The 25,129-nt window shown below is 51.9% G+C and carries 23 protein-coding genes; 13 read left to right on the top strand and 10 right to left on the bottom strand.

From position 1 onward, the window contains the following. Positions 1 to 149 precede the first annotated feature (149 nt). Positions 150 to 485 carry a hypothetical protein gene (locus EFA69_RS11860; RefSeq protein ID WP_148041340.1) on the bottom strand — a complete coding sequence of 112 codons (336 nt, stop codon included), beginning with the start codon at positions 483 to 485 and terminating at the stop codon, positions 150 to 152. Positions 486 to 1,244: 759 nt separating this feature from the next. Next, positions 1,245 to 2,633 carry an asparagine--tRNA ligase gene (gene asnS, locus EFA69_RS11855; RefSeq protein WP_123133265.1) on the bottom strand — a complete coding sequence of 463 codons (1,389 nt, stop codon included), beginning with the start codon at positions 2,631 to 2,633 and terminating at the stop codon, positions 1,245 to 1,247. Positions 2,634 to 3,054: 421 nt separating this feature from the next. Here asnS and rpoN point away from each other — a divergent pair, with 421 nt between their 5' ends. The 12 genes from rpoN (at position 3,055) to EFA69_RS11795 (ending at position 14,007) form a co-directional block, all read left to right on the top strand. Next, entirely contained in the window at positions 3,055 to 4,536 is a 1,482-nt protein-coding gene (gene rpoN / locus EFA69_RS11850) for an RNA polymerase factor sigma-54 (protein ID WP_123133264.1), read from the top strand. 152 nt (positions 4,537 to 4,688) lie between these two features. Then, the gene (locus EFA69_RS11845) at positions 4,689 to 5,309 is read left to right on the top strand and encodes a hypothetical protein (protein ID WP_123133263.1); all 621 of its coding nucleotides are present in this window, start codon (positions 4,689 to 4,691) and stop codon (positions 5,307 to 5,309) included. Positions 5,310 to 5,591: 282 nt separating this feature from the next. Continuing rightward, positions 5,592 to 6,179 (top strand): hypothetical protein, encoded by a 588-nt coding sequence (locus tag EFA69_RS11840; protein WP_183906762.1) that lies wholly within the window; start codon positions 5,592 to 5,594, stop codon positions 6,177 to 6,179. 106 nt (positions 6,180 to 6,285) lie between these two features. After that, complete coding sequence (locus EFA69_RS11835; protein WP_123133261.1) at positions 6,286 to 7,842, top strand: M28 family metallopeptidase; 1,557 nt, start codon at positions 6,286 to 6,288, stop codon at positions 7,840 to 7,842. 149 nt (positions 7,843 to 7,991) lie between these two features. After that, a complete protein-coding gene (locus EFA69_RS11830) occupies positions 7,992 to 9,641 on the top strand; it encodes a beta-N-acetylhexosaminidase (protein ID WP_123133260.1) in 1,650 nt (549 codons plus the stop codon). Positions 9,642 to 9,931: 290 nt separating this feature from the next. Continuing rightward, positions 9,932 to 10,399: a hypothetical protein gene (locus EFA69_RS11825; RefSeq protein WP_123133259.1), complete on the top strand. Its 468-nt coding sequence runs from the start codon at positions 9,932 to 9,934 to the stop codon at positions 10,397 to 10,399. A 210-nt stretch (positions 10,400 to 10,609) separates the two neighbouring features. Beyond that, positions 10,610 to 11,176, top strand: a complete 567-nt coding sequence (locus EFA69_RS11820; protein ID WP_123133258.1) for a DUF4142 domain-containing protein — start codon at positions 10,610 to 10,612, stop codon at positions 11,174 to 11,176. A gap of 95 nt (positions 11,177 to 11,271) precedes the next feature. Next, positions 11,272 to 11,931, top strand: coding sequence for a DUF4142 domain-containing protein (locus EFA69_RS11815; RefSeq protein ID WP_123133257.1), 660 nt, complete (start codon positions 11,272 to 11,274; stop codon positions 11,929 to 11,931). A gap of 48 nt (positions 11,932 to 11,979) precedes the next feature. Beyond that, a complete protein-coding gene (locus EFA69_RS11810) occupies positions 11,980 to 12,219 on the top strand; it encodes a hypothetical protein (RefSeq protein ID WP_148041339.1) in 240 nt (79 codons plus the stop codon). A 126-nt stretch (positions 12,220 to 12,345) separates the two neighbouring features. Further along, positions 12,346 to 12,999 carry a DUF4142 domain-containing protein gene (locus EFA69_RS11805; protein WP_123133255.1) on the top strand — a complete coding sequence of 218 codons (654 nt, stop codon included), beginning with the start codon at positions 12,346 to 12,348 and terminating at the stop codon, positions 12,997 to 12,999. A gap of 232 nt (positions 13,000 to 13,231) precedes the next feature. Continuing rightward, on the top strand, positions 13,232 to 13,546 hold the full coding sequence (locus EFA69_RS11800) for a hypothetical protein (protein ID WP_148041338.1): 315 nt from the start codon (positions 13,232 to 13,234) through the stop codon (positions 13,544 to 13,546). A 212-nt stretch (positions 13,547 to 13,758) separates the two neighbouring features. After that, complete coding sequence (locus EFA69_RS11795) at positions 13,759 to 14,007, top strand: hypothetical protein (RefSeq protein ID WP_123133253.1); 249 nt, start codon at positions 13,759 to 13,761, stop codon at positions 14,005 to 14,007. A 145-nt stretch (positions 14,008 to 14,152) separates the two neighbouring features. Here the strand turns inward: EFA69_RS11795 and uvrA are convergent, their stop codons facing one another. The 8 genes from uvrA to EFA69_RS11755 form a co-directional block, all read right to left on the bottom strand. Further along, on the bottom strand, positions 14,153 to 17,185 hold the full coding sequence (gene uvrA, locus EFA69_RS11790; protein ID WP_123133252.1) for an excinuclease ABC subunit UvrA: 3,033 nt from the start codon (positions 17,183 to 17,185) through the stop codon (positions 14,153 to 14,155). Positions 17,186 to 17,578: 393 nt separating this feature from the next. Continuing rightward, positions 17,579 to 18,772, bottom strand: coding sequence for an alanine racemase (locus tag EFA69_RS11785; protein WP_245964554.1), 1,194 nt, complete (start codon positions 18,770 to 18,772; stop codon positions 17,579 to 17,581). A gap of 97 nt (positions 18,773 to 18,869) precedes the next feature. After that, positions 18,870 to 19,496: a PepSY domain-containing protein gene (locus EFA69_RS11780; RefSeq protein ID WP_123133251.1), complete on the bottom strand. Its 627-nt coding sequence runs from the start codon at positions 19,494 to 19,496 to the stop codon at positions 18,870 to 18,872. A 90-nt stretch (positions 19,497 to 19,586) separates the two neighbouring features. Next, positions 19,587 to 19,793, bottom strand: coding sequence for a helix-turn-helix domain-containing protein (locus EFA69_RS11775; protein WP_123133250.1), 207 nt, complete (start codon positions 19,791 to 19,793; stop codon positions 19,587 to 19,589). A gap of 3 nt (positions 19,794 to 19,796) precedes the next feature. After that, positions 19,797 to 20,324 carry a DUF2975 domain-containing protein gene (locus EFA69_RS11770; RefSeq protein ID WP_123133249.1) on the bottom strand — a complete coding sequence of 176 codons (528 nt, stop codon included), beginning with the start codon at positions 20,322 to 20,324 and terminating at the stop codon, positions 19,797 to 19,799. 306 nt (positions 20,325 to 20,630) lie between these two features. Continuing rightward, complete coding sequence (locus tag EFA69_RS11765; protein WP_123133248.1) at positions 20,631 to 21,131, bottom strand: hypothetical protein; 501 nt, start codon at positions 21,129 to 21,131, stop codon at positions 20,631 to 20,633. Positions 21,132 to 21,345: 214 nt separating this feature from the next. Continuing rightward, positions 21,346 to 22,209 carry an LOG family protein gene (locus EFA69_RS11760; protein ID WP_123133247.1) on the bottom strand — a complete coding sequence of 288 codons (864 nt, stop codon included), beginning with the start codon at positions 22,207 to 22,209 and terminating at the stop codon, positions 21,346 to 21,348. Between the two features lie 125 nt (positions 22,210 to 22,334). Then, positions 22,335 to 23,588: an ABC transporter permease gene (locus EFA69_RS11755; protein ID WP_123133246.1), complete on the bottom strand. Its 1,254-nt coding sequence runs from the start codon at positions 23,586 to 23,588 to the stop codon at positions 22,335 to 22,337. 242 nt (positions 23,589 to 23,830) lie between these two features. Between EFA69_RS11755 and queA the strand changes: the two genes are divergently transcribed. Then, entirely contained in the window at positions 23,831 to 24,877 is a 1,047-nt protein-coding gene (queA, locus tag EFA69_RS11750; protein ID WP_123133245.1) for a tRNA preQ1(34) S-adenosylmethionine ribosyltransferase-isomerase QueA, read from the top strand. Positions 24,878 to 25,129 lie beyond the last annotated feature (252 nt).

Below are 25,129 nucleotides of genomic sequence, written 5' to 3'. Positions count from 1 at the left end.
GAAGTGATTCTGAAGAACCGAAGAATCTGGGGCGTGAGTACTTGAGGGGCCTGTAGAAAGAAACGGAGCTACCTGTTAGGATAAGGCCCCTACAACAGAAAAGCCCGCATGGAGGCGGGCTTTTCTGTTGTAGGGGAGAGAAACGTTTCTTAATAAGAAGCTAGTTTTTTATTAGCCTCTTTTTCTTTCTGAGCCAGTTTACGGGCGGCTTCTTTTTCTTTCAATTCCAGTGCTCTTTCTTTGGCGGCTTGTTTTCTAGCTTCTTCCTTTTCTTTCAGGGCCAGCTTGGCAGCACGCTCTTTTTCTTTGACAGCCTCTTCTTTCTCTTTCAGAGCGTCTTTTCTTTCCTGCTCTTTCAATTTAAGGGCGGCCATTCTTTCTTTTTCAGCTATTCTTCTAGCTTCTTCTCTTTGCAGCATGGCCTCGTCCAGGGCTTCATACTTAGCATCTAGCTGGGCTTCACGGGCAATGGCTTTTTGCTTCATCAGCTCTTTCCGCTCCTTGGCTTTTTGTTTCGCTAACTCGGCACGCTCCTTTTCTTTCTGCTTCAGTTGCGCAATGCGCTCCTTTTCTTTCTGCTTGGTGCTTTGGGCTTGGGTAGATCCTAGGGCTAAGGCAAATACGAACAGTAAAAGAGTAATGTGTTTTAACATAGGGGTAGAGCGTTTGATGATTAGTGGGGAATCAATTTTGTCTGTTGTTTGATAATCAGTGTAAAGTAAAATGATTTAAAGTTTAAATGCTACAATTTCTTGTATAAAATGTTTCTGCAAAGTTATAATATAATGTTTTTGCTATGTATTCATATCTAATATATTCATGTTTATATTCTAAAATAGATGATCAAAAGAGGCATAGGGAGTTAGCTAGCCAACTTCTTCATAAATTCTATTACTACGGACAGATTATCACTTTGGATGAACCGGGTGGGATTTTTCTCCTCCAGCAGCAAAAAAACAGCAAGAGATAATCCTGTGGAAAAGTCTTCTGAATTCGGCTTGCAGAAGAAAAAACTGTAAAGAATGGCTTAAGCAGGAGAGGGGCAACAGCCTTTGATAATGGCACCTGCCAAGGTAGACCGTCTGTAGCGGAGGTTCGTTTAGCGGCCGTTTTTCCTAAAACAGACTAAAACCAGCCTTCAGGTTTTTAAGGGGCAATGGAGGATTTGCCGTCGGCTAATAAAAAACCGCCCTCCTGTTGTGCAGAAGGGCGGCCAAAGATGTATCTCAAAAATATCCTGCGGGTTAAAACTCAGCGCTCTTAGGGAAGCGCGGGAACGGAATCACGTCTCTGATGTTGCCCATGCCGGTCACAAACAGCAGCAGGCGCTCAAAGCCCAGGCCAAAGCCGCTGTGCGGAACCGTCCCGAAACGGCGGGTGTCCAGAAACCACCACATCTCTTTCTCTGGCACGCCCATTTCCTGCATGCGGGTCACCAGTTTCTCATAGCTCTCCTCGCGCTGGCTACCGCCAATGATCTCGCCAATGCCGGGGAACAGCACGTCCATGGCGCGTACGGTTTTGCCGTCATCGTTGAGCTTCATGTAGAAACTTTTGATGTCTTTGGGGTAATTGGTCAGGATCACCGGTTTCTTGAAGTGTTTCTCCACCAGGTAGCGCTCATGCTCGCTCTGCAGGTCAGTGCCCCAGTCTACTTTGTATTCAAACTTCTGCTTGGCCGTCTTCAGGATTTCCACGGCCTCTGTGTAGGTCAGGCGCTGGAAATCATTCTCCACCACAAAGTGGAGACGGCTCAGCAGTTCTTTGTCATAGAGGTCGTTCAGGAACTGAAGGTCATCTTGGCAGTTGTCCAGGGCGTAGCGCACCAGATACTTCAGGAAATCCTCGGCCAGTTCCATATTGTCTTCCAGTTCATAGAAAGCCATCTCAGGTTCAATCATCCAGAACTCAGCCAGGTGGCGGCTGGTGTTGGAGTTCTCGGCTCTGAAAGTGGGACCGAAGGTGTAGATCTCAGACAGGGCCATGGCGGTTACTTCGCCCTCCAGCTGCCCAGAAACCGTCAGGTTGGTAGATTTCCCGAAGAAGTCTTCTGAGAAGTCCACTTCGCCAGCCTCGGTGCGGGGTGGGTTCACCGGATCTAAGGTGGTCACCCTGAACATCTCACCGGCACCCTCGGCGTCTGAGGCCGTGATAATAGGTGTATGGATGTAGAAGAATCCTTTCTGGTTGAAATATTGGTGCACCGCGAAGGCCATGGCGTGCCGGATGCGCAATACCGCCCCAAAGGTGTTGGTGCGCGGGCGCAGGTGGGCAATCTCACGCAGGAACTCCAGCGAATGGCCTTTCTTCTGCAAGGGATACACTTCTGGATCGGCGGTGCCTAGTACCTCAATGGTTTTGGCTTGCACCTCCACGGTCTGGCCTTTGCCCTGGCTCTCTACCAACGTGCCTACCACAGAAACGCTGGCACCGGTAGTTACCTCTTTCAACGCCTCCTCGGTAAACACATTCATGTCTGCCACCACCTGCATGTTATGGATGGTGGAGCCGTCGTTCACGGCAATAAAGGTGACATATTTGTTGCCGCGCTTGGTGCGCACCCAACCCTTTACCAACACCTCCTGCCCGCTGGCCGGTGTCTGGAGCAATGCTTTTACTTTGGTTCGTTTCATGGAGTTACTCGTATCACGTGTTGCGTATCATGTAGCAAGACAAAGGCAAAAATAGGACTCTGCGCTCTAAATTCTTACAAAGAACTTGTTTCAGGCCTTAAATTTTATCTGCCGCGCCAACGGCCCTTTGCGCCGGCTCCTGTTTTCAGGCTTTTTTCAGAAAAACGGCCCCTAAAGGCAAGCCTTGAAGGCCTGCTGGCGTCACAGAGCAAAAACCGCAGGAAAAGGCGGGCAACCGCTTCTCCCGCGCCCCCAACGGCAAATGGCCCTTTGGCTGAGGGCCTTACAAAGCCTGTCTCGCTTCGCGATAGTAACCATGAGTTACCCCATGCCGCCGCGCGATTAACCTTTTTTGCAAACCAGTAGTAAAAAACCATAACTTTGGCTTAGTCCGCGCTTGAGGGGCCGGTGCCGTTTGTCTATGCAGAGACTTGACTTAAAACAGCTTTTATCCCAGAAATTATCGCCGCAGCAGATTCAGTTCATCAAGCTGTTGCAGGTGCCTACCGCTGAACTGGAGGCCCGCATCAAAGAGGAACTGGAGGTGAATCCCGCTCTGGAAGAGGGAGATGCCGCCGATGACCCTGCGCCCGATAATGAAGACACCAACAGTGATGCCGATGATGATTTCGACAACACCGAGGATGATTTTGCCGAAGAGGAAGCCCGCCGCGACGATGATGACGTGGACCTGGGCGACTACCTGAACGACGATGAGATAGCCGGCTACAAAATGCAGGGCGACGGCCCCGGCGACGAGGAAGACCGCGAAACACCCATCGCTTTCTCCGGCTCGCTTACGGATGCCCTCATGGACCAACTGGGGTTCCTGAACCTGGACGAGAAACAGTTGGCCATTGGCGAGCAACTCATCGGGTCCATTGACCAGGACGGGTACATCCGGCGCGAATTGCAGGCCATTTCAAACGATCTGGCTTTCTCCCAGAACATAGATGCCTCTGTAGAGGAGATAGAAGACGTGCTGCGCCGCATCCAGGCCTTTGACCCGCCCGGCATTGCCGCCCGCGATTTGCAGGAGTGCCTGCTGCTGCAACTGGAGCGCCGCGACCCAGATGAAGTCACCGAGGTGGCCGAGCAGATAGTGCAAGACACCTTTGACGAATTCACCAAGAAGCACTACCCCAAAATACAGCAGAAGCTGGAACTGGAAGACTATGAGATGAAGGCCGCCATTGACCTTATTCTCAAGCTCAACCCCAAGCCCGGCGGAACGGGTGGCGCCACGCGCGTGCAGTACGTGATCCCAGACTTCATCATCGCCAATGAAGAAGGGCAGCTGCAACTGTCTTTGAACGCCCGCAACGCGCCAGACCTGCGCATTTCCCGCTCCTACGCAGACATGTTTGACGCCTATGACAAAAGCGCCAAGAAAGACAAGAAGCTGAAGGAAACCGTCACGTTTGTAAAACAGAAGCTAGACGCCGCCAAGTGGTTCATAGACGCCATCAAGCAGCGCCAGAACACCCTGCTGCGCACCATGGAGGCCATCATGCGCCGCCAGTACGAGTACTTTCTGGAAGGCGATGAAAGCAAACTCAGACCCATGATCCTGAAAGACATCGCTGAAGACATTGGCATGGACATTTCCACCGTGAGCCGCGTGGCCAACAGCAAGAGCGTGCAGACCGAGTTCGGGATTATCCCGTTGAAGTTCTTCTTCTCTGAGGGCATTGCCACCGATGCCGGTGAAGACGCCAGCAGCCGCGAGGTCAAAGCCATCCTCAAAGACATCATTGACGCCGAGAACAAGCGCAAGCCGCTCTCTGACGACAAAATTGAGAAGATGCTCAACGAGAAAGGCTACAACATTGCGCGCCGTACCGTGGCCAAATACCGCGAACAGCTGAACATACCCGTAGCCCGTTTGCGCAAAGAGCTTTAACACGCGCAGCGTGTTAAATTAGGAATTAAGAATTAGGAATTAGGAATTTTAACTTTGATCAAAAGCTTCAGCTAAATTTAGATGACATCAATTCCATACATGCTCAACAGTGCTCTGAACCAATTCTTAATTCCTAATTCTTAATTAATACCGTGGACCCCCGCCTTGCAAGAGCATTGTCAGTGCTCTTTCATCCTTTACTGATTCCTACGTACCTGTTCAGTCTGTTGCTGTATTACCTGCCGCCAGAGGTGTTCTCCTATCCGCCGGAAGGTAGGCGGCTTATTCTGCTGCTGGTCTTCATCTGCACTTTCCTGCTGCCCGTGCTGGGAACCATGCTGCTGCAACAGGCGGGTATTGTGGCTTCCATTACCTTAGATGCCCAGAAGGAGCGGCGCTGGCCACTGTTACTGGCGGCCAGCTGTTACACGGTGCTTACCGTCATCTTCTATAGAATGTCCTTCTTTGATCAGTTGTTCTACCTGCTCATGGGCATTATCACGGTCTCTGTGTACGCCACGCTGTTCATTAACCAGTTCTGGAAGATAAGTGCCCACGGCATTGGGCTGGGCGGCGGGCTGGGAATTCTGGTGTTGCTGCATGGGTGGCTGGCAGAGGCGTATTTGCTGTACCCTATCAGCCTGGGCTGTGTGATCTGCGGCGCCGTGCTGTCTGCGCGGCTGGCCCTGGGGGCGCATAACTCCAAGCAGGTGTATACGGGGTTTATGCTGGGGTTTATGCTGGGCATCAGCCTGTGGGGAATTCCGCTGTAAGTGCGTTTAGCGCCCGTTTTTCCAGAATCAGGGCCAAAACGTATTGCTGAAACGGCAGATGTTTTCCTGGAAGATGCTCTGCCCAAGGAATTGGCATCAACTTTGAAAGAAAGGCCGGGGCGCATGGCTATTCTTAACGAATGGAGAATAACCTAAGTAACCGCATCTGTTTTTGAGCTAATTTTGAAAAAACGGCCGCTAAACGGGGGCGGTTAGCTTAGCAGACGTAGCAGAGTCTCTATCGCAACCCTTCGTCTTATGCTGTACTTCCATCTTTATCCTATGCGTATCAAATCACTTGTGCTGTCTTTCTTTCTGGGATTTTCCTTGTTTTACGCCTCAGAGAGTGTGGGGCAGGCGGGCAAAGCAGAGGCTACCCTTGTGCAGGATTTCCTGAAGTTTCTGGCTTCCCAGAACGGTCCGCACAACCGGATAGATAAGAACATAGTGCCCTGGAAACTGCCGGAAGTCTACGTGAACGACTCCCTTTGGGCGATTGTGAATGTCTCAGACCAAGGCAGGCTGGCTGCCCGGGGGGGCTTGCACGGGGCCGGGCCGCAACTGCGCATGGATTACAAACTCACTAATCAGGAGTTTGAGCAGATCAAAGCCAAGATCAGGCAACAGAGCAAAACCGAATGGACCCAGGAAGATTTCCCCAATAGTACCTTGCTGCAGGAACTGAACCTGGTGCCGGCTTCTTACTATGCCTACTCTTCGCCCATAGTACTGCCCGCCAAAAAACTTATTCTGGTGAAACGCTATTTCAGGGCAGAGAAAATGACCAGCCGCTGGTCTAGCCTGGAAGTGTACAGAATTGTGAAGCCCGGCCAGTACAAGCTGGTGAACAGTTACTTAAGAACTCCTTAAATAAGCCTTTCAACGCATCTTTCCTTCTGAGTGCGAGTAGTTTTTGTGTTAAGTTTGGGTTAATTATACAGGCTTCTCTATATTTAACGGCACAAACACTTCTCTAATGAACAAAGCTTTTACCCTCGTCTTGGGTGCCGCCTTTCTGGCTGTGCCCGCTTTTGCCCAGCAAGCAGAGCCGCTAGATGCGGCCGTGGTGGAGAAAATCCGCCAGGAAGGGCTCAAAAACTCCCAAGTGATGGACATCGCCTTTTACCTCACTGATGTAAACGGACCTCGTTTGTCAGGCTCTACCGGCTTGGCCAAAGCCAACCAGTGGGCCAAAGACAAACTCACTTCGTGGGGCTTGAAAAATGCTGTCATTGAGCCCTGGGGCACATTTGGCAAAGGCTGGGAGGTAGAAAAGTCTTACCTGGCGCTCACCAAACCGTACTACCAGCCCATGATTGGGTCACCTAAGGCCTGGACTCCCAGCACCAATGGTCCGGTGAAAGCCCAGGTGGCCGTAGTGAAAGCCTCTAAAGAAGAAGACCTGGCGCAATATGCCGGCAAGCTGAAAGGCAAAGTGGTGATGATGGAAGTGACTACTCCTATTAAGACCACTTTCAAGGCAGACGGCAACCGCTACACAGATGAGCAATTGCAGAAAATGGCTGAGCCGGTGCAACCTACCGCCGGACGTACGCCTATGACCGAAGAGCAGATGGCCGCGTTCAGAGCGCGCCGGGCCCTGGCCACCAAGATGAGCGAAATGTTTGCCAAAGAAGGCGCGGTGGCAGTGTTCAGCGGCCGGAGCGGTTCGCACGGCACGTTCTTCACCAGCAACGGTGCTTCTTACGCTCTGGATGCGCCTACTGTGTTGCCAGAGTTCGAAATGGCGCAGGAAGACTTGGCTCGCATGAGCCGTCTGCTAGCCGCCGGTATTCCGGTGGAAGTGGAGCTGGAAAGCAAAACCCGCTTCCTCACCGAAGATCCGCAAGGCTACAACGTAATTGCCGAAATCCCGGGCACCGACAAGAAACTGAAGTCTGAGATTGTGATGTTGGGCGGTCACATAGACTCCTGGCACGCCGCCACCGGCGCTACGGATAACGCCGCCGGGGTAGCCGTTATGATGGAAGCCGTACGCATCATCAAAGCTTTGAACCTACAGCCTAAGCGTACCATCAGAATCGCGCTTTGGGGTGGGGAGGAGCAAGGCCTCTACGGTTCGCGCGGGTATGCCAAAAAGCATCTGGGAGATCCACAGACCATGAAGCTGTTGCCAGAGCACGCCAAGATTGCCGGTTACTTTAACTTAGACAATGGTTCCGGCAAAATCAGAGGCATCTATACCCAAGGCAACGAGGCCGTAGCCCCGTTGTTCAAAGAGTGGATGAAGCCATTCAATGATCTGGGCGCCACTACCGTAACCAATCGTAATACCGGGGGTACAGACCACCTTTCTTTTGATGGTTTGGGTCTGCCGGGCTTCCAGTTCATCCAGGACGAGTTGGAGTACAACACCCGTACCCACCACACCAACATGGACACCTATGACCGTCTGCAAGCCGATGACCTGAAGCAAGCTTCTGTGATTGTAGCCAACTTTGTCTACCAAACTGCAGTGCGCAAAGACAAATTGCCGCGCAAAGCGCTTCCGCAGCCTAAGCCGCAGTCTTAAGTGAACAACCACGCACTCAGTTTAGGAAGTCTATAAACTGACGAATCCTTATAGAGCGGCCTTTTCTTCTACTGGAGAAGAAAAGGCCGTTTTACTTTACCGCAAGGGTAATTGCCTGTACTTTTACTTTTCTATCATCTTACTCACCCATGAAGAAACCTCGGTTTGTTTTATTCACGCTGCTATTTTCAGCTCTTACTTTCTGGTGCCAAGGCCAGACGGCTTCCGTCAACAACATTGTGCCTAAGCCCGTCTCCTTCATCGCCACCGGCGAAAAACCAGTTACCCTCAACAAGCACACCGTTATTGTGGCAGATGCTGCCTACAAACAACAGGCCGAATATCTGCAGGAGTTGCTGTTAAACCAGTGCAATCTTGGGTTGGCCATTGCCGCGCCAGATGCCCGCAAGACCCGCCATTCGCGCATCATGCTGGTGCATGACACCGTAGAAGCCAACCGTCCGGAGATGTACTGGCTGGAGGCCGGCGGTCCGGTGGTAAGGATCAAAGCTAGAGATGTGGCCGGTATGGTGCACGGCATACAGACCCTGATGCAGTTGTTGCCGCTGCAGAAAGTGAAAGAAGTCAAATTCGCCACGGTGGAAGTGAAAGACTACCCCCGGTTCGCGTACCGCGGAATGCACCTGGACGTGAGCCGCCATATCTTCCCTCTGGATTTCATCAAGAAGTACATTGACTACCTGGCCTTCCATAAGTTTAACACGTTTCACTGGCACCTCACAGATGACCAGGGCTGGCGCCTGCAGATTGACTCTTACCCCAAACTCACGGAGGTAGGAGCCTGGCGTAACTCCACCTTGATTGGCCATTTTAAAGACACTCCGGCCCGCTATGATTCTACCCGCTACGGCGGATTCTACACCAAAGACCAGGTGCGGGAGATAGTGAAATACGCAGCGGTGCGCGGCATCAACGTAGTACCAGAGATTGATATACCAGGGCACAGCCGCGCCATTATTGCCGCCTACCCCGAGTTCAGCACCAGACCAGACACGGTATGGCAGGTAGCCAACACCTGGGGTATGTATAACCGCCAGAACAACGTATTGGCGCCTACTCCGGGAACGTTCCAATTTCTGGAAACCGTTTTTGGCGAAGTGGCAGATCTCTTCCCCGGTGAATACGTCCATATTGGTGGCGATGAATGCAGCAAGATGTGGTGGAAAGCTGATCCTAAAACCCAGGCGTTCATGAAAGCCAACGGGCTCAAAGACGAGAAAGAGCTCCAGACGTACTTCATCAAACAGGTGTCTGGGTATCTGGCCAAGAAGAACAAGAAGGTAATTGGCTGGCATGAGATTCTGGAAGGGCACCTGGACACCACGGCGGTGATCATGAACTGGGGCGGCGCCAAACAAGGCATTGAGGCAGCCCAGCGGCGGCATACCGTCATCATGTCGCCGGGTAAGCCGCTGTATTTTGACGCCTACCAATCCAAAGACCCCAAAGACAGTCTGGCCATCCATGGCTATAATCCGCTGGATGCCGTGTACAACTTTAACCCAGTGCCGGCAGAACTGCAGCAGCTCCGGTTAGACAAGTACATTCTGGGTGCGCAGGGCAACGTCTGGACAGAATACATGGGCAGCCCCGCGAAGGTGGAGTACATGGTGTTCCCGCGGATGACGGCCCTGAGCGAAGTGCTCTGGACAGATCCAAAGCAGAAGGACTTTGAAGATTTCAAGCGCCGAATCAAAACCACGATGATCCCGAGGTTCTCTTTCTGGGGCAGTGCTTACTTCAAAAATTTTGAACGCTGGACAGTGGCAGACCAATAGCCTGCCGGTTAGTTGTTTTACAGAAGGTATGCACTTTTCTGTTTTGGGCATCGTTAAAGAAAGGTAGCTTAGAAACAGGTTTGTAAGATGCAGATGAAACGGCGTGTATTGCGTTTGCCTGGGTTAGTGCCTCCCAGTATCTGCCTGTCTGGCAAGTGAAGCGCATCTTCTCGTTCAGGTTGCTAACCTACCTCTTGCCGGTTCCTGACATTGTTTTCAGGGGTTTGCGTTTTGGTTGATTCCAGACCTGCGGGAGCGATAAAAGTAAGTCTGCTAAGTTTTGTCTTTCTATGGAAACATTTTTCTTAAATCTATCGCCGGAGAAGCAGAACAGTTCCGTTTTGTCTAAACTGTACCTGTTTATGGCGGTAGTGTTCTTTGTACTGGGTGGGCTGGGCGTGTACCGGCAATACGCTGCCCAGGAGACGGTGGTAAGTGTTTACCTTTTGCCGTTGCTGCAGTTGGCGCTGGCTATCTCCTATCTTATCATTGCCTGGCGTCGGCGGAAGCCGGGTGGTCAACGCTACGTGCAGGTAACCGAGGATCATCTGGAGCTGAAACTGTCGGTGAGCCATGAGGCGGTTACCCTGCCCTGGAATGACATCAGCCTGTTGCGGGTACAGCCAGACCGGCTCCTGTACCGTCTGGTGTCTGGCCAAACCGGCGAGGTGGTGTTTGACTCCATTCCCGAAGAATACGAAGAAGCCGTGCGGGATGCCATCAGGCAGGCCGGCAGACGCAAAGGAGTAAGTCTGTAAGCGGTAGTACATTCCTATCACCTCAAAAGAAGGAGGGCGTTTAGGGGCTGTTTTTGGAAAAACAGCCCCTAAACGCCCTCCTTCTTTTTGCTCCCTTTCTCAGAGAGAAGAAAGCGGTCTGGCAACGGCCAAGTTAACCCTGCACACGCTAACCCGTAGAAAAGGGAGGGCAGGCCGCCGCCTGTTCGCCATTGGTACAAGATCTAAACTATGAAAAATTACCTGTTCTACCTGCTGTTGGCAGCCTCTGTGTCTTTGTCTGGTTGTGGCAATTCTTCAGATACTACCTCCGTAGATGCGGCAGGCAGACACAATGAAGACCTGCTGGAGAGTACCGGAAAAGACGAGAGAGCCGGCTGGTTTGTGGCAGAGGCAACAAGTGGAGGCCTTTTTGAGACAGAGATGGGTCGGTTGGCCAGCAGCAAAGCCGCAGACCCGCGAGTAAAGCAACTGGGGCAGAAAATGCTGGACCATCATCTCCAGCAAAATACCCAACTCAAGCAAATCGCAGACCTGAAGAACCTGATGGTGCCCACTAGCCTGGGAGATGACCACCAGGAGCAATACAACAAGGTAATGGCCCAAGCCGGGCAGGCGTTTGATAAAGCATATCTGGAAGCACTTATAAAAGACCATAAAGAAGCCATTGAACAATTTGAGGAGATGAGCCAGGATGGCAAAGACACAGAACTGAAGACGTTCGCGGCCAAAGGCTTGCCCCTGTTGCAGGCGCATTTAGCCCAAGCCGAGCAACTACAACAGGACCTGAACTTCTAGATACGAAGGTTTGCAGGTGTCCTGTTGCTAGTATAAGTAACACCGTTTCTTAGCGAGACGTGGAATAAGTTGTTGATTATAAAAAAGAAGAAGCGATGAAAAAGAATGTATACGTGCTGCTTTTCAGTGCCATGGCGGCCGGAGCAGCTTGCAGCAGAATAGATACCAATACCGCTAACACCGTACCTACGTCAGATTCCTACGCGGCTACCGTTACCGCCGCGCATGCGGGAGCCGGTAATGCCGCCACTCCGGCAGATGCGTACATCTCTACCGGCTCGGCGGGCAACGTGCCCGGCACCATGATGTACGGAGCCCGGGCCATCACCGAGGCCTCTTTCCTCATGGAAGCCGCCAGCAGCAGCATGATGGAAGTACAATTGGGGAAACTAGCCCTGGAGCGGTCTTCCAACCCAGAAGTAAAAGCACTTGCCCAAATGCTCATTGATCACCATACCAAAGTCAATCAGGAGTTGGCAGACATTAGCTCCGGCATGAATGTGGAGTTACCCTCTACGCTGATGCCAGATCATCAGAAACTGGTAGACAAGCTCTCTAAACTGACCGGCGGTGAATTTGATGAAAAGTACGTGGATGAACTGGAAGACGCCCATGAGCGCGACATTGCTTTGTTTGAGGTAGTGAGCAACGGCGCCCAGACTACCACTGTTAAGGCTTTCGCCATCAGAACCCTGCCCGTTCTGCGCGTGCATGAGCACCAGGCCGACAAGTTGGAAGAGAAAGTAAACAAGTAAGCAGATGCCAGTGGAACAGATGCTTGTCTTGGATTCAAAACAGCGGTAATGAGAAAGCTATGTATTTGCATTAGCACCACCGTCTTGCTGGCGGCGTTTGCCTGTAATAAAGGTGGGCAAGAACCGGCTTCTACCACAGACACCCATGCCGCGGGAACTGAAACCTCAGAGACGAACTCCCCAGCGGCCACCAGTAGCGCGGGCAGCAGCGGCATGGGCGGCGCTACTTCCACCCATGCTCTTGCCTCTGACACCTTATCCTCAGATACTGCCAGCACCAACAGATAAGGCAGGGACTAACCTGCATAACGTGTAGGGGGAGTGCAAATAATAACGCTCGTTTGGTAAAAGAAGCTAACCCCTTCAAAATAAGCGCGTATAGAAATCTGAACTGATAAAAATATAAAAGGAACTATGAAAAAATCTATGTTAATCTTGGCGGCCGGAGCTATGTTTACAGCCTCTGCCTGCTCCAGTACTTCTACTGACACAACTGGCAATAATACATCAACCGCAGGCACCGCAAGCTCTACAGACGCTTCCTATGGCGGAGGAACCGCAGGCACTACTACCGGTACCACCGGCACCACTGGCGGAACTTCCGGTGCTACCGCGGGCACTACCATGGACATGACCAACATGACTGATGCCATGTTCATGATGACCGCCGCCAGCAGCAACATGCTGGAGATACAGGCCGGTAAGCTGGCCGCGCAGAAGGCTACCAATGCCGATGTGAAAAAGTTCGCGCAGATGATGGTAGACCACCATACCAAAGCAAATCAGGAAATGATGACGCTTGCCTCTCAGATGAAAGTGACTTTGCCTAAAACCCTCATGCCGCCGCACCAGGCCATCATGGACAAGTTAAACAACAAAACGGGCAAAGACTTTGACGAGGAGTATATGGATGCCATGGAGACGGCCCATGACATGGACATCGCTATGTTTCAGATGAAGAGCAACAACGCAGAAACTCCAACGGTGAAAGCAATGGCAGCGAAGACTCTGCCAATGCTGCAATCGCACAAGAAAATGGCTACTGCCCTGGAAGATAAAGTAGACTAAGCTACCGTTTATCGTTAGCAGGCTTGCCCGTTTAGGGGCTGTTTTTCTAAAAACGGCCCCTAAACGGGCAAGCCTTTATATTAGGGCTGCAGAAACCAAGGGCGCTAAGAGATAATCCCCTTGACATGCGGGCCGAGAATAACCACATCTAAGCAAGCCGGAGGAAGTTAACCCCGGCCCCAGCCGCACGTATAGAGGGAACTAAACCTAGTACTACGCGAGCAATACAACTATGAAAAAAGGAATGTTTCTATTCGCAGCGGCTGCCTTAATGATAAGCGGTGCTGCCTGTTCAACCTATACTGCCAGCACAGACCCAGATGATTTAGGAACCGGCTATGCCCTGAGTGGAGACAAAGCGGGAACGGGCCATACAAGTAGCCACGAGGTGGCCGAAGCCAACAACAATGCCACCTTTGATAATTCTGCCACGGGGGCAACGCCAGACAGCACCAAGGCGAGTCCGCAAGCAGACAGCACCGAGGCGAAGAAAGCCAGTACTTCCGCCCCAATCAAAGTACAGACCAGCAATCCTAACGGGCAATAAGAGCGGCAGTAGCCCAGATTAAGGGTTTTCTTGCCTGCGATTTTTGCTGTAGAAGAAACGCGAAGGCCCGCCTTACTAGGTGGGCCTTCGCGTTTAGAGGCAGTTTTTGGAAAATCAGCCCCTAAACAGAATCTGCGGGTAAAAAGCTTAGCCCAGCCAGCCAATTGTTTTTTGACGGGCTAACTGTACCTTTGGGCAAAATTTAACACAAAATGAAAAACATACTGCCTTTCTTCGCGGCTTGCGCTTTGCTTGCTGGTGTAGCTTGTTCTACGTATACGTCCACTACAGATCCTAACGACAAAGGTTCAGGTACCGCTTTAACCGAAGAAGCTACTACCGCCGCTCCGGCTGCTGAGGAAGCCCACTCCGCTGCTCCTGCCGCCATGCCTACCAGCACAGACAGTGCCGCTGCGCCTAAAGCCGAAGCTGCCGCACCTACTCAAGAAGCTGCCCACTAGTAGAAACCAAGCCTTCTTTAAAGGTCTGTTCTGCAAAATAGTAACGGGTAAACCGCAAAGATTTTATCCAGGTCTTTAGAAACAGCAATGCCTTGCCCTTGAGCAAGGCATTGCTGTTTTAGGCGTTATTTCAGAAAAACGGCCGCTATTCGGCTTTCTTTTTCCGGCCAGCTTTTTTCTTCTCTGCGGCAGGTGGAGTAGCCTCTGCGGCTTCTGGTTCTTTCTTCTTGCGGCCGCGGGTCTTCTTCTCCGGGGCCGGAGCGTCAGTTGCCTCGTCTTCCGTTTCCGGTTCGTCTTCCACCAACACGGGCGCGTCTACGTAGTGGCTTGTGCTCAGCTCCTCCTTCAGGAAGCGGGCAGTATAGCCAATGGGGCTTTCCGCTACTTCTTCCGGGGTGCCCTGGGCCACAATGGTTCCGCCTTTGGCGCCGCCTTCCGGTCCTATGTCAATGATGTGGTCAGCCACTTTGATGAGGTCCATGTTGTGCTCAATAATCAGCACGCTGTTGCCTTTGTCCACCAGGCGGTTCAACACATCAGATAAATGCTGAATGTCCTGGAAGTGCAGACCCGTGGTGGGCTCATCCAGGATGTAGAGTGTGCGGCCCGTGTCTTTCTTGGAAAGCTCCGTGGCCAGTTTCACCCGCTGCGCCTCGCCGCCAGATAAGGTAGTCGCCTGCTGACCCAAGGTGATGTAGCCCAAGCCAACTTGGTTCAGCGTCTGGATTTTGCGAAGAATACGCGGCTGGTTCTCAAAGAACTCCACGGCGTGCTCCACGGTCATGTCCAGTACATCGGTAATGGATTTGCCTTTGAAGCGTACTTCCAGCGTCTCGCGGTTGTAGCGTTTGCCTTTGCAGGTTTCGCAGGGCACGTACACGTCTGGCATGAAGTTCATCTCAATGGTACGCATACCCGCGCCCTCGCAGGTCTCGCAGCGGCCACCTTTCACGTTAAAAGAGAAACGTCCCGCCGAATAGCCTCTGATTTTAGCCTCAGGCAGTGATGCGAACAGACTGCGTATCTCCGTGAATACACCGGTGTAGGTGGCGGGGTTAGAGCGCGGCGTACGCCCAATAGGACTTTGGTCTACCTCAATCACCTTGTCAATGTTCTTGAGGCCGTCAATCTCCTGGTAAGGAAGCGGCTCACGCTTGGCATTGAAGAAATACTTGTTCAGGATGGGGAACAGCGTGTCATGGATCAACGATGATTTCCCGGAGCCCGAGACACCCGTTACGCACAGGAACTTGCCCAATGGCAGCTCCAGCGTCACGTTCTTCAGGTTATGGCCGGTGGCACCGCGCAGAATGAGGCTCTTGCCATTGCCTTCGCGCTTCTGCTTGCGCACCGGAATGCCGCGGCGGTGGCTTAGGTAGTCGGCGGTGGTGGTGCCGCTTTCCATCATCTCCTTCGGGGTACCCGCGGTCACAATCTGCCCGCCGTGCGCGCCTGCGCCTGGTCCTATGTCCACCACGTAGTCGGCGGCCAGAATCATGTCTTTGTCGTGCTCCACCACTACCACGGAGTTGCCCAAATCGCGCAAGTCTTGCAGGGCCTTGATGAGCTTCTCGTTGTCGCGCTGGTGCAAGCCAATGCTGGGTTCATCCATGATGTACAACACGCCCACCAGCTGCGTCCCAATTTGCGTGGCCAATCTTATCCGCTGACTTTCGCCACCTGATAAAGTTCTCACCGAGCGGTGCAGGTGCAAATATTCCAATCCCACGTCTACCAGGAAGCCAATCCGCTTCCGGATTTCCTTAAGCAGCTCGCGGGCGATGAGGTTCTGGCGTTCGCTCAGGCGCTCTTCCAGGTTGGCTACCCAGGCGGCCAGCTCGGCAATGTCCATTTCGGCCAGCTGGCCGATGTGTTTATCATCTAGCTTGAAGTGCAAAGATTCCTTTTTCAGGCGGTAGCCGTTGCACTCGGGGCAGGTGCTCTGGGTGGTGTATTCCTGAATCCAGGCACGTACGTTCTCAGAGTCAGACTCCAGCTGTTTTTTCAGGAAGCTCATGACGCCCTCAAAGATGAACGGCTCGCGCTTGCCTTTGGGGTCTTCCTCTTCAAAACCATACAGCAGGTCATGCCAGGCCTGGGCGGGAATATCAGAAATGGGAACGGTCAAAGAGGCTTTGTGGCGCTTGAGCAGGGCCGTGATCTGACTGAAAATCCAGATATCGCGGTACTCGCCCAGCGGCGCGATGCCCCCACGGCTAATGCTCAGGCTCTTATCTGGCGCAATGGAATCTTCGGTGAGTTCCTCAATTTCGCCCAAGCCGTTACATACCGGGCAGGCCCCGTACGGCGAGTTAAACGAGAAGGTATTGGGTGCCGGGTCATCATAGGCAATACCGGTGGCCGGGTCCATGAGGTGGCGGGAGTAGAACTGCGTGGCGTTGGTGTCAGCGTCCAGCACCAGTACGGTGCCTTTGCCGTGCTGTAGCGCGTTCTGGATGGAGGTAGACAGACGGTAGCGGTCCTCAACAGAGGGCACCAGTTTGTCAATCACAATCTCAATGTCATGGATCTTGTAGCGGTCTACCTGCATCTTGGGCGTGAGTTCCACCAGTTCGCCGTCAATGCGCGCGCGCAGGAAGCCCATTTTCCTGATTTGCTCAAACAGCTCACGGTAGTGGCCTTTGCGGCCTTTCACCACGGGCGCCAGCACAATGGTTTTCTTACCAGAGAAATGCTCCAGCACGTGCTGCACAATCTGGTCATCAGACTGTTTTATCATCTTCTCGCCGGTCACGTAGCTGAAGGCCTCGGCGGTGCGGGCGTAGAGCAGGCGCAGGAAGTCGTAAATCTCGGTGATAGTGCCTACCGTGGAACGCGGGTTGCGCGAGGTGGTTTTCTGCTCAATGGAAATCACCGGCGAAAGCCCCTCAATCTTGTCTACATTGGGGCGCTCCAGTCCGCCCAAGAACGAGCGGGCGTAGGCCGAAAACGTCTCCATGTAGCGGCGCTGTCCCTCGGCGTAGATGGTGTCAAACGCGAGCGAGGATTTCCCGCTGCCCGAGATGCCCGTGAAGACCACCAACTCGTTGCGCGGTATTTTGAGGCTGATGTTCTTGAGGTTGTGTTCCCGCGCGCCGTACACTTCAATGAAGGGTACGTCTACGGTAGAGCTATTTTGTTTGGCTACAGGGGTAGCCGCAGAATCTTTTGGCGTCATCCGATTTGGTTCGGTTTAAAGAGCAAAGGTAGGTATTTACCCGCTAGAAAAGCAGCGGCCAACACATCTCTTCTTAACCGAATTCAGAGCAGAATAGTTTAGGGGCGGGAAGGAGTTTTGTGGTGGCGTTTTGGGGCTGTTTTGGGAAAAAGAGCCGGGAAACAGGAATGCCCGCTTGGGAAACCGCTGTTGGCACAGACGCTCGCAGGTCCGGAGACGCTGCGAGGTCATTTGAGTAAGTGGTACTGCTGCTTACATCCAATCATTGGTGATGATGGTATGTAACGAGTTAGCCGTTGTGCAGAAGACCTCGTAGTGTGCGCAGCTCCTGCGGGCGTCAGCGCCAGTTCCGTTTAGAGCCTCTTTTTCCTAAAACAGGCGGAAACTGAAACCCTAGCTTTGGCCAGTGCCACTTAAATGTTCCAGCCGCTCGCCCTGCAACGTGGTGTAACCTTTCATCAAATCAGCAGTCAAACAAGAATGCACTGGCAGCACACCCACCAAATCCCGCACCTTAAACTGAGAAAATAACTCCGGCGAAGTCCGTACCACGCCATGCTCTTGCGAGAGAGAAACTACCGCTGTAGCAGGCAAAGGTGCTCCCCAACCATCTTCCGTCAGCAGCACCACCAACCCGAAGAGGACGCTACCGTCTGGCTGCGGCAGCGCGTCTTTGGAGAAATGTACCGCGCCGCCGTAGAGAATGACCTCGTTCCGGTCTGGGTGCAGGGCTACCACGGGGCAGGCCATGGCTACGGCAATGTCTTCCAGGCGGCAGGAACCGATGCGGTGTTGCATGAGGTCATAGAAGACAAAGTTGCCGGGCCGGATTTCTTCCATGCCCGAGAAATCTTCCATCACGCTGCAACTGGGTGTGTCGCCAATGGAAAGTTGCAGATCAGGCCAAGCCGCATCATAACGTTCTTTCAGCGCCTGCATTTTAGCCAGCGTTTGCGCATGTATTTCAGCAATAGCATCTTTACCCCGGGCTTTGTACGTGTGGCCAGCGTGGGCCAGAAAGCCGGAGAAGGTGTGCTGCGGTGTTTGCACCATTTCCTGTAAAACGGCATCCAGCACGGCGGTATCTTCGGTTTTAATGCCAGTGCGGCCATAGCCGGTGTCTGCTTTCACCCAGATGTTGACGGGTACAGAAAGCTGCTCCCGCAGAAATACCACATCATCCGCTGACGTAACCGTAACTCCAAGATTAATCTGCTGCGCCAGTTCGGCAATCTGGGACAACTGCCGGCGGTTCAGCGGGAAGGCGATGGTGATGTCTGACCAGCCGTGCCGTGCGAAGTACTGCGCCATTTTCGCGGAGGAAACCGTGATAGCCGTAACGCCTTCCACCTTAAACCATTCGCCTACCTGTCTGCTTTGGTGGGTCTTGAAATGCGGGCGCAGGCGCACATTCTGCCTTTTGGCTTTTTCGGCCATGCGGTGGATGTTGGCGCGGGCGATCTGCTCATGGAGCAGGAGCGTGGGTTCAGAGATTTGGTTCAGGAAGGGCATGGCGAAGGGGCAGTGGTGGAAAGACAAAGATAGGAGTTGCCGGGCTTCCGGGGCGAGCCTATTTCCTGCCGGCAAGTTTTTGGTTCCGGTTTTGCGTTTAGCGCCTCTTTTTGGAAAAACAGCCCCTAAACGCAAAGGAGCTCTCCAGAAAAAGCCAGGACTGTAGGCTAAGTTACACCGGGCGCAACGGTCTCCCCGGTTTTACGCCTTCGGGTTTGGCCGATGGTGAGGGAAGTTCCTGCTTCATGCGTTTTGGGCCATACCAAAGCCAAAAACCGGTTACGGTAAAGATGAGCAGGGCCACGCCCATGACGGTGCTGTAGATGACCTTGAGGGCGCCGCTGTCTATACCAAAGATCCGGTCCAGGATGGTGCCGTCATGCAGGTTCTCAATAAAGTCGGCGCGGCGGGTTTCCAGGTGCAGCAGTTGACCGGTGGCGCCGTCTAGCTGCACCCCCAGGTACTTCTCCACGAAGAGGAATTTCACGGTGCCTTTGTCTGGGCGCATGTCTATGCGGTCCAGCGTGAGCGAAACGTCTTGCCCCAGAGAATCTTTGACAACTTGGAAAGCGTTGGCGGTGAGGCGTTCCACTGGGAGCCAGTCTTTGAGGTTGGTAGACGTGCCAGCGTGGGTTTTGGCCAGAATGATGCCCCCCGTGTGTTTCTTCCAGCCAAGCAGCAGCCCCGTCACGGAGAGCACAAAGAAAAACACGAACAGGAAAGCCCCGGTGAGCCGGTGTATCTTCCGGAAATCGCGCAGCACACGGGCCTGTTTCTGTCTTTTGGTAGCAGTAGTCATGGAAGGCAAAAGGGTTTTGAAAGAATCTCGCTGCGCGAAGGAGGTTTGGGAAACGTGAAACAAACTTCGTCTAAGCACATTCTTGAGTTTTTAATCCTCTACGTATTCTAAAATATCTCCCGGTTGGCAGTTTAACGTTTTGCAGATGGCCTCCAACGTGCTAAACCGGATGGCCTTGGCCTTTCCTGTTTTTAGGATGGAAAGGTTAGATAAAGTTACCCCAACTTTTTCAGACAACTCATTCAGGGAGATTTTGCGTTGGGCCATGACAACGTCTAAGTTTACAATGATGGGCATTCGTTAAACGGTTAAATCGTTCTCGGCTTGCAGCTCGGCGCCTTTTTTGAAGATCAGCGTCAGGATATAGATCACGCCCGCAAAAAATAAAATCTCCTCGCTGCCCCAGTGGAGCGGAATGGCTATTCCCTTTTTCAGGACGTATTTACTGTGCCCGCTGGCGATCAAGGCAATGATACCGGCTCCCACCGCGTAGTAGCTCACCTGGGAGAACAACGCCACCAATTGCTTGCTAAACGGCCTTGCGAGCTTGAACTTGAGAAAAACCTTGACCACCAGGTAGGCGATGTAGGCTTTCAGACCCGTGAGGGCAATAAACAGCGACACCGTCTGAATGTAGAGTGACCTGTTGAAGTGGTAGAGTTGAGACAAATCCAGCCCTTGGTACAAGTCCTTGGCGCCCTCGGCATTTACAAAAAGACTTACGGCAAACGAGACGAGAATAGCACCTGTTTTGATGCAGAGACCAATAAACAGTACCCAGAAGATAACGTTCATGAATCTTAAAATGGTAGAGGGAGTGTTTTCCATAGCGACATCAAGTTTAAATATGAAAACAATTATCGGTAATTATTTATTGAAAATCAATAAATAATTACCGATAATTAAAAAATATGCTTAGAGGCTGGATAGGAATACAGTGTTGCTTTGTCATCATCTTCCAGTACTTCCCATTTAGGGGTTGTTTTCAGAAAAAGAGCCCCTAAACAGAAAATGCTGAAGGGTCTATAAGTAAAGAAAGTCTGCTGCCAAGGCGGCTTCTTAATACGGAACTAAAACAAAACCGCCCCTAAAGTGCGTTTAGGGGCGGTTTTTCTGAAAACAAGTAAAAAACAGTTATTTGATCTCAATCAATTTGTCTCTCAGTTCCTGAGGGATATCCTCCACAGAAACAATCTTGAGTCCTTCACTTTGGAGAGGGGCAAACGCCGTGTTCTGGCTTAGCAATGCCTGCACGTCTCTCTGGTTGAATTTGTACATGGCGCCAGTGGCAGGGTCTACAATGAGCATACCAATAAAGCCGCCAAAAATAAGGTTCCCGAAGTACCATCCGTTAAGATCAGCTTCCAGGGTGAGGGTTTTGTCTGTGTGCCCTGCCTTTGAAAACTTAATAGAATAAATCGCTTTCTTGAAGAAGCCGTTTCCGGTTTTAAGGGTAACTGTGGTGGGAGTTTGCCCAGAAGCCACCTCATGTCCATTACGGTCAACAATGCTGAACTTAGCGCCGTCTGGGGCACTTGAGAGATTAATTGGATACCTGGTCTTGCTTACGATAGATGCGCAGCCGGAAGCGAACAGAGTGGTGCCGCACAAAAGCATGACAATTGCTTTTTTCATGATAATTAAAGGGTTAGTATAGATTGGATATTGTATTAAATGACAAAGGGGGGCTATAAAAATCGGTAAAAAATATAAGATATAGATAAGGTTGTGGAGAAAATAATTAGACTGAACTTCGTCTAGCGCCTGTTTCTAAAAAATAAAACCGCCCCAAATACGTTTAGGGGCGGTTTTTCTGAAATCAGGCCAAAACTGGCGCTGGAGAGCGTTCTTAGAAGTTGGGAGACAGCATGTATTTGCTGTAGAAGTCATCAATGATCTTAACGGCATCGGTGGCGTTGTCTACCAGTTGCACCAGGTCCAGATCTTCTGGGCTAATGTTGTGCTCCATCTCCAGCATGGCGGTCTTGATCCAGTCAAACATGCCTTGCCAGTAGGCTTTGCCCACCAACACAATAGGGAAACGGCCAATCTTGCGGGTCTGGATTAAGGTCATGGCCTCAAACAGTTCATCCAGGGTGCCAAAGCCGCCGGGCATTCCTATGAAACCCTGGGCGTATTTCACAAACATCACTTTGCGCACAAAGAAGTAGTCAAAGTTGATGAGCTTGTCTGGGTCAATGTAAATGTTGTTGAACTGCTCAAACGGCAGGTGGATGTTGAGCCCCACAGAGCGGCCCCCCTCAGAGTGGGCGCCTTTGTTCCCGGCCTCCATAATACCGGGTCCGCCGCCCGTGATCACGCCGTAGCCGTGGCGCACCAGTTTGGCGGCAATTTCCTCGGCCATTTTGTAATAAGGGTTGTCTGGCTTGGTGCGCGCCGATCCGAAAATAGAAACGCACGGACCAATTTTGGCCATCTTCTCAAAGCCTTCCACAAACTCAGACATCACCTTGAAGATCTGCCAGGAGTCGGCTATTTTGATTTCGTTCCAGTCTTTGTCTGTGAACGCCTCCCGGATTCGCTTGTCATCTTCACCCAGGACAGGGGCTTCCTGCTTGGCTATTTTCTTTGCTTCCTGTAAAGATTCAACCTTGTTGTCATTTACCTCTGGCTGAACAATGGTGGTGCCGCTGCCCACGTTGGTGGTTTCGTCTTGCAGCTTGGTTTTGCTGGTTTTTCTCAACTTCGTCATATATCAATCATGTATATAGCCTGTCTGTTCTACGGAAAACATTCCCAAACAGGCGCGTCAAATTATCTGTTGCAAATACTCTGTTGCAAAAGCGAATGAAGGGGGTAAACGGGTGGGCTGGGAGGTTATTTAGACCTGATGGCAATAACGGGGTCCAGGTGGGAAGCAATGACCGCCGGTATAATGCCTGAGAGCACACCAATCACGACCGATACGCCCAACCCTAAGAGAATGTTGCCAGGCGTAAGGATGATGTCTAACGCACCCATGGGGATTAAGGTTATGAGGGAAACCAGCAGAATGCCCACCCCGCCGCCTATAAGGCTCAGGAAGACAGACTCAAACAGGAACTGGAACAGGATAAAAAAGTTTTTGGCACCCAGAGATTTCTGGATGCCAATGATGTTGGTGCGCTCTTTCACAGACACGAACATGATGTTGGCAATGCCAAAGCCGCCCACCAGAATAGAGAAACCGCCAATAACCCAACCGGCAATGCCAATGATGGAGAACATTTCGCCAATGGCGTCTGCCATCATCTCTGAGCGGTTAATGGCAAAGTTGTCTTCTTCATAGGGTTTTAGGCCCCTGATGGTGCGCATCTTGCCTTTTACCTCATATTCCAGGTTCTGGAGGTTAGGGTCATCGGCGCGGCCTTTGATCATGAGCGTGGGCTGGATGCCTCTTGGGCCGCCGGCAAACATTTTCCCGAAGGCCCCAAAGGGAACGTAAGCGTTTTTGTCATTGGTGGGCATGCCTTCAAACAAACCGGCCCCCTGCTTTTCCATGACGCCCACCACGGTGAACTTCTGGCTCCTGATTCTGATGTTACCGCCCAAGGCGCTGCCGTACGGGAACAGATTGGAGGCCACCTCAGCACCAATAATGATCACGTTGCGGGAGCCTTCAGTTTCCTGTTGGGTAAAGAACCGCCCTTCGGCAATGGGCACTTCGGCTACTTTGTTAAAGTCTTGGGTAACGCCTTGCAGCATAATGCCGCTCATGCTGTTGTTGCGCTGTTTAAAGGTGTTGCTGCCGCGGCGGGCCACCAGGGCCACCCCTTCGTCGTTCTCCAGCTGTTCCTCCATAAACCGGAATTCCCGCATGTTGGGCGATGGGCGCTGCATGAACTTCCACCAGGGAATGTCATCGTCCTTGAAAATCCAGGGCCACTTCTCCACGTACACAATCCGCTCGCCCACAAAACTCATGCTCTGGCGTATGCTGCGCTCCAGGGAGTCTACAATGGTGAACACAGAGATAATGGCAAAAATACCTATGGTTACGCCCAGCAAAGAAAGGATCGTGCGCAGGAGGTTAGACCGCAGGGCCTGCCACGCAAAACGGAAGCTCTCAAATACCAGCCGGAAGTAAATCATATGGGAAAGATACAGCTTTTAAAGATGCCGAAGAGAACATCCTCTTTATGAAATCGTTATTTAATTAAGAAGTTGATAGTAAAATATCTACTGCGCGTACGCAGCCGGCCTGCTTTCTGTGAAAACGAAAAGAGCAGAGTGAGCCAGATACTTAATTTGCCTGAAAGTAAAAGAATTTAGCGGAAAGTGCCTACCTTTGCGCACTATTTTTCGCTAATATTTTAATACCGTAATATTAAAACATGAAGTTATCAGAGTTTAAATTTGACCTGCCCAATGAGCTGATGGCCACGCATCCGGCCCCAAACCGTGATGAAGCCAGAATGATGGTGATCCACCGTGACAGCGGCAAGATAGAACATAAGGTCTTCAAAGACATCATCTCTTACTTTGATGACGGCGACGTGATGGTAACCAACAACACCAAGGTGTTTCCGGCCCGTCTGTACGGCAACAAAGAGAAAACCGGTGCCAAGATTGAAGTGTTCCTGCTGCGCGAGCTGGACAAGCGCATTCACCTTTGGGACGTATTGGTAGACCCAGCCCGCAAGATACGGGTAGGCAATAAACTCTACTTCGGAGACAGCGACCTGGTGGCGGAAGTGATTGACAACACCACTTCGCGCGGCCGTACCATCAAGTTCCTGTATGACGGACCAGATGAAGAGTTCTACAAAGTGGTGCACAGCTTAGGCGAGACCCCGCTTCCCAAATACATCAAACGCGAGCCGGAGCCAGAGGACGAAGAGCGTTACCAGACTGTGTATGCAGAGGTAACCGGTGCCGTAGCCGCCCCAACCGCCGGGCTTCATTTCACCCGTGAGGTGCTGAAGCGCCTGGAACTGAAAGGGGTTGACGTAGCACCTATCACGCTGCACGTGGGCCTGGGCACGTTCCGCCAGGTAGATGTGGAAGACCTCACCAAACACAAAATGGACTCTGAGCAGTTCTTCGTGACCGAGGAAACCACCAAGATTGTGAACAAAGCCCTAGATGCTAAGAAACGCGTTTGCGCCATTGGTACCACCACTATGCGGGCCCTGGAGTCCTCGGTGTCGGCGAACAGCCGCCTGAAGCCAAACGAGGGCTGGACAGACAAGTTCATCTTCCCTCCCTATGACTTCAAAATCGCCAATAGCCTCATTACCAATTTCCACATGCCGGAGTCTACGCTGTTAATGATGGCCGCCGCCTTTGGAGGCTACGAACTGATTGTGGAGGCTTACCAAACCGCTATCAAGGAGAAATATAAGTTCTTCAGCTACGGAGACGTAATGCTCATTCTATAGTACATTTATTTTCAAACAAAAAGCCCCACTGGTAGTTTCACCCGTGGGGCTTTTTGTTTAGGGGCTGTTTTCAGAAAAAGAGCCCCTAAACGCACATCTGGTGGTAGCAGGAAGCAGTTTCCGTTCAGTAAGTCGAAAATTAAGAGTCAACAAAGTTGGTGGACTAAGAGCCATTTTACCAGCACTCTCGTTCTTAAAGAAGTAACTCAGGAACAGATGGCGTGACGTTTAAATAGTCTCGTCTTTTTAAGA

Origin of the sequence: Rufibacter immobilis (assembly GCF_003721565.1) — a bacterium.
Taxonomy (GTDB): Bacteria; Bacteroidota; Bacteroidia; order Cytophagales; family Hymenobacteraceae; genus Nibribacter; species Nibribacter immobilis.
The sequence above is the reverse complement of the archived record's forward strand: the minus strand, read 5'-3'. Positions and strand labels throughout refer to the sequence as shown.

Coding starts and splice junctions, on each gene's coding strand:
- EFA69_RS11755 (WP_123133246.1), bottom strand. CDS start 23,588: ATGATTTACTTCCGGCTGGTATTTGAGAGCTTCCGTTTTGCGTGGCAG.
- EFA69_RS11775 (WP_123133250.1), bottom strand. CDS start 19,793: ATGCCCATCATTGTAAACTTAGACGTTGTCATGGCCCAACGCAAAATC.
- queA (WP_123133245.1), top strand. CDS start 23,831: ATGAAGTTATCAGAGTTTAAATTTGACCTGCCCAATGAGCTGATGGCC.
- EFA69_RS11760 (WP_123133247.1), bottom strand. CDS start 22,209: ATGACGAAGTTGAGAAAAACCAGCAAAACCAAGCTGCAAGACGAAACC.
- EFA69_RS11795 (WP_123133253.1), top strand. CDS start 13,759: ATGAAAAACATACTGCCTTTCTTCGCGGCTTGCGCTTTGCTTGCTGGT.
- rpoN (WP_123133264.1), top strand. CDS start 3,055: ATGCAGAGACTTGACTTAAAACAGCTTTTATCCCAGAAATTATCGCCG.
- EFA69_RS11780 (WP_123133251.1), bottom strand. CDS start 19,496: ATGACTACTGCTACCAAAAGACAGAAACAGGCCCGTGTGCTGCGCGAT.
- EFA69_RS11770 (WP_123133249.1), bottom strand. CDS start 20,324: ATGGAAAACACTCCCTCTACCATTTTAAGATTCATGAACGTTATCTTC.
- EFA69_RS11765 (WP_123133248.1), bottom strand. CDS start 21,131: ATGAAAAAAGCAATTGTCATGCTTTTGTGCGGCACCACTCTGTTCGCT.
- EFA69_RS11825 (WP_123133259.1), top strand. CDS start 9,932: ATGGAAACATTTTTCTTAAATCTATCGCCGGAGAAGCAGAACAGTTCC.
- EFA69_RS11805 (WP_123133255.1), top strand. CDS start 12,346: ATGAAAAAATCTATGTTAATCTTGGCGGCCGGAGCTATGTTTACAGCC.
- EFA69_RS11835 (WP_123133261.1), top strand. CDS start 6,286: ATGAACAAAGCTTTTACCCTCGTCTTGGGTGCCGCCTTTCTGGCTGTG.
- uvrA (WP_123133252.1), bottom strand. CDS start 17,185: ATGACGCCAAAAGATTCTGCGGCTACCCCTGTAGCCAAACAAAATAGC.
- EFA69_RS11815 (WP_123133257.1), top strand. CDS start 11,272: ATGAAAAAGAATGTATACGTGCTGCTTTTCAGTGCCATGGCGGCCGGA.
- EFA69_RS11810 (WP_148041339.1), top strand. CDS start 11,980: ATGAGAAAGCTATGTATTTGCATTAGCACCACCGTCTTGCTGGCGGCG.
- EFA69_RS11800 (WP_148041338.1), top strand. CDS start 13,232: ATGAAAAAAGGAATGTTTCTATTCGCAGCGGCTGCCTTAATGATAAGC.
- EFA69_RS11840 (WP_183906762.1), top strand. CDS start 5,592: ATGCGTATCAAATCACTTGTGCTGTCTTTCTTTCTGGGATTTTCCTTG.
- asnS (WP_123133265.1), bottom strand. CDS start 2,633: ATGAAACGAACCAAAGTAAAAGCATTGCTCCAGACACCGGCCAGCGGG.
- EFA69_RS11830 (WP_123133260.1), top strand. CDS start 7,992: ATGAAGAAACCTCGGTTTGTTTTATTCACGCTGCTATTTTCAGCTCTT.
- EFA69_RS11820 (WP_123133258.1), top strand. CDS start 10,610: ATGAAAAATTACCTGTTCTACCTGCTGTTGGCAGCCTCTGTGTCTTTG.
- EFA69_RS11860 (WP_148041340.1), bottom strand. CDS start 485: ATGAAGCAAAAAGCCATTGCCCGTGAAGCCCAGCTAGATGCTAAGTAT.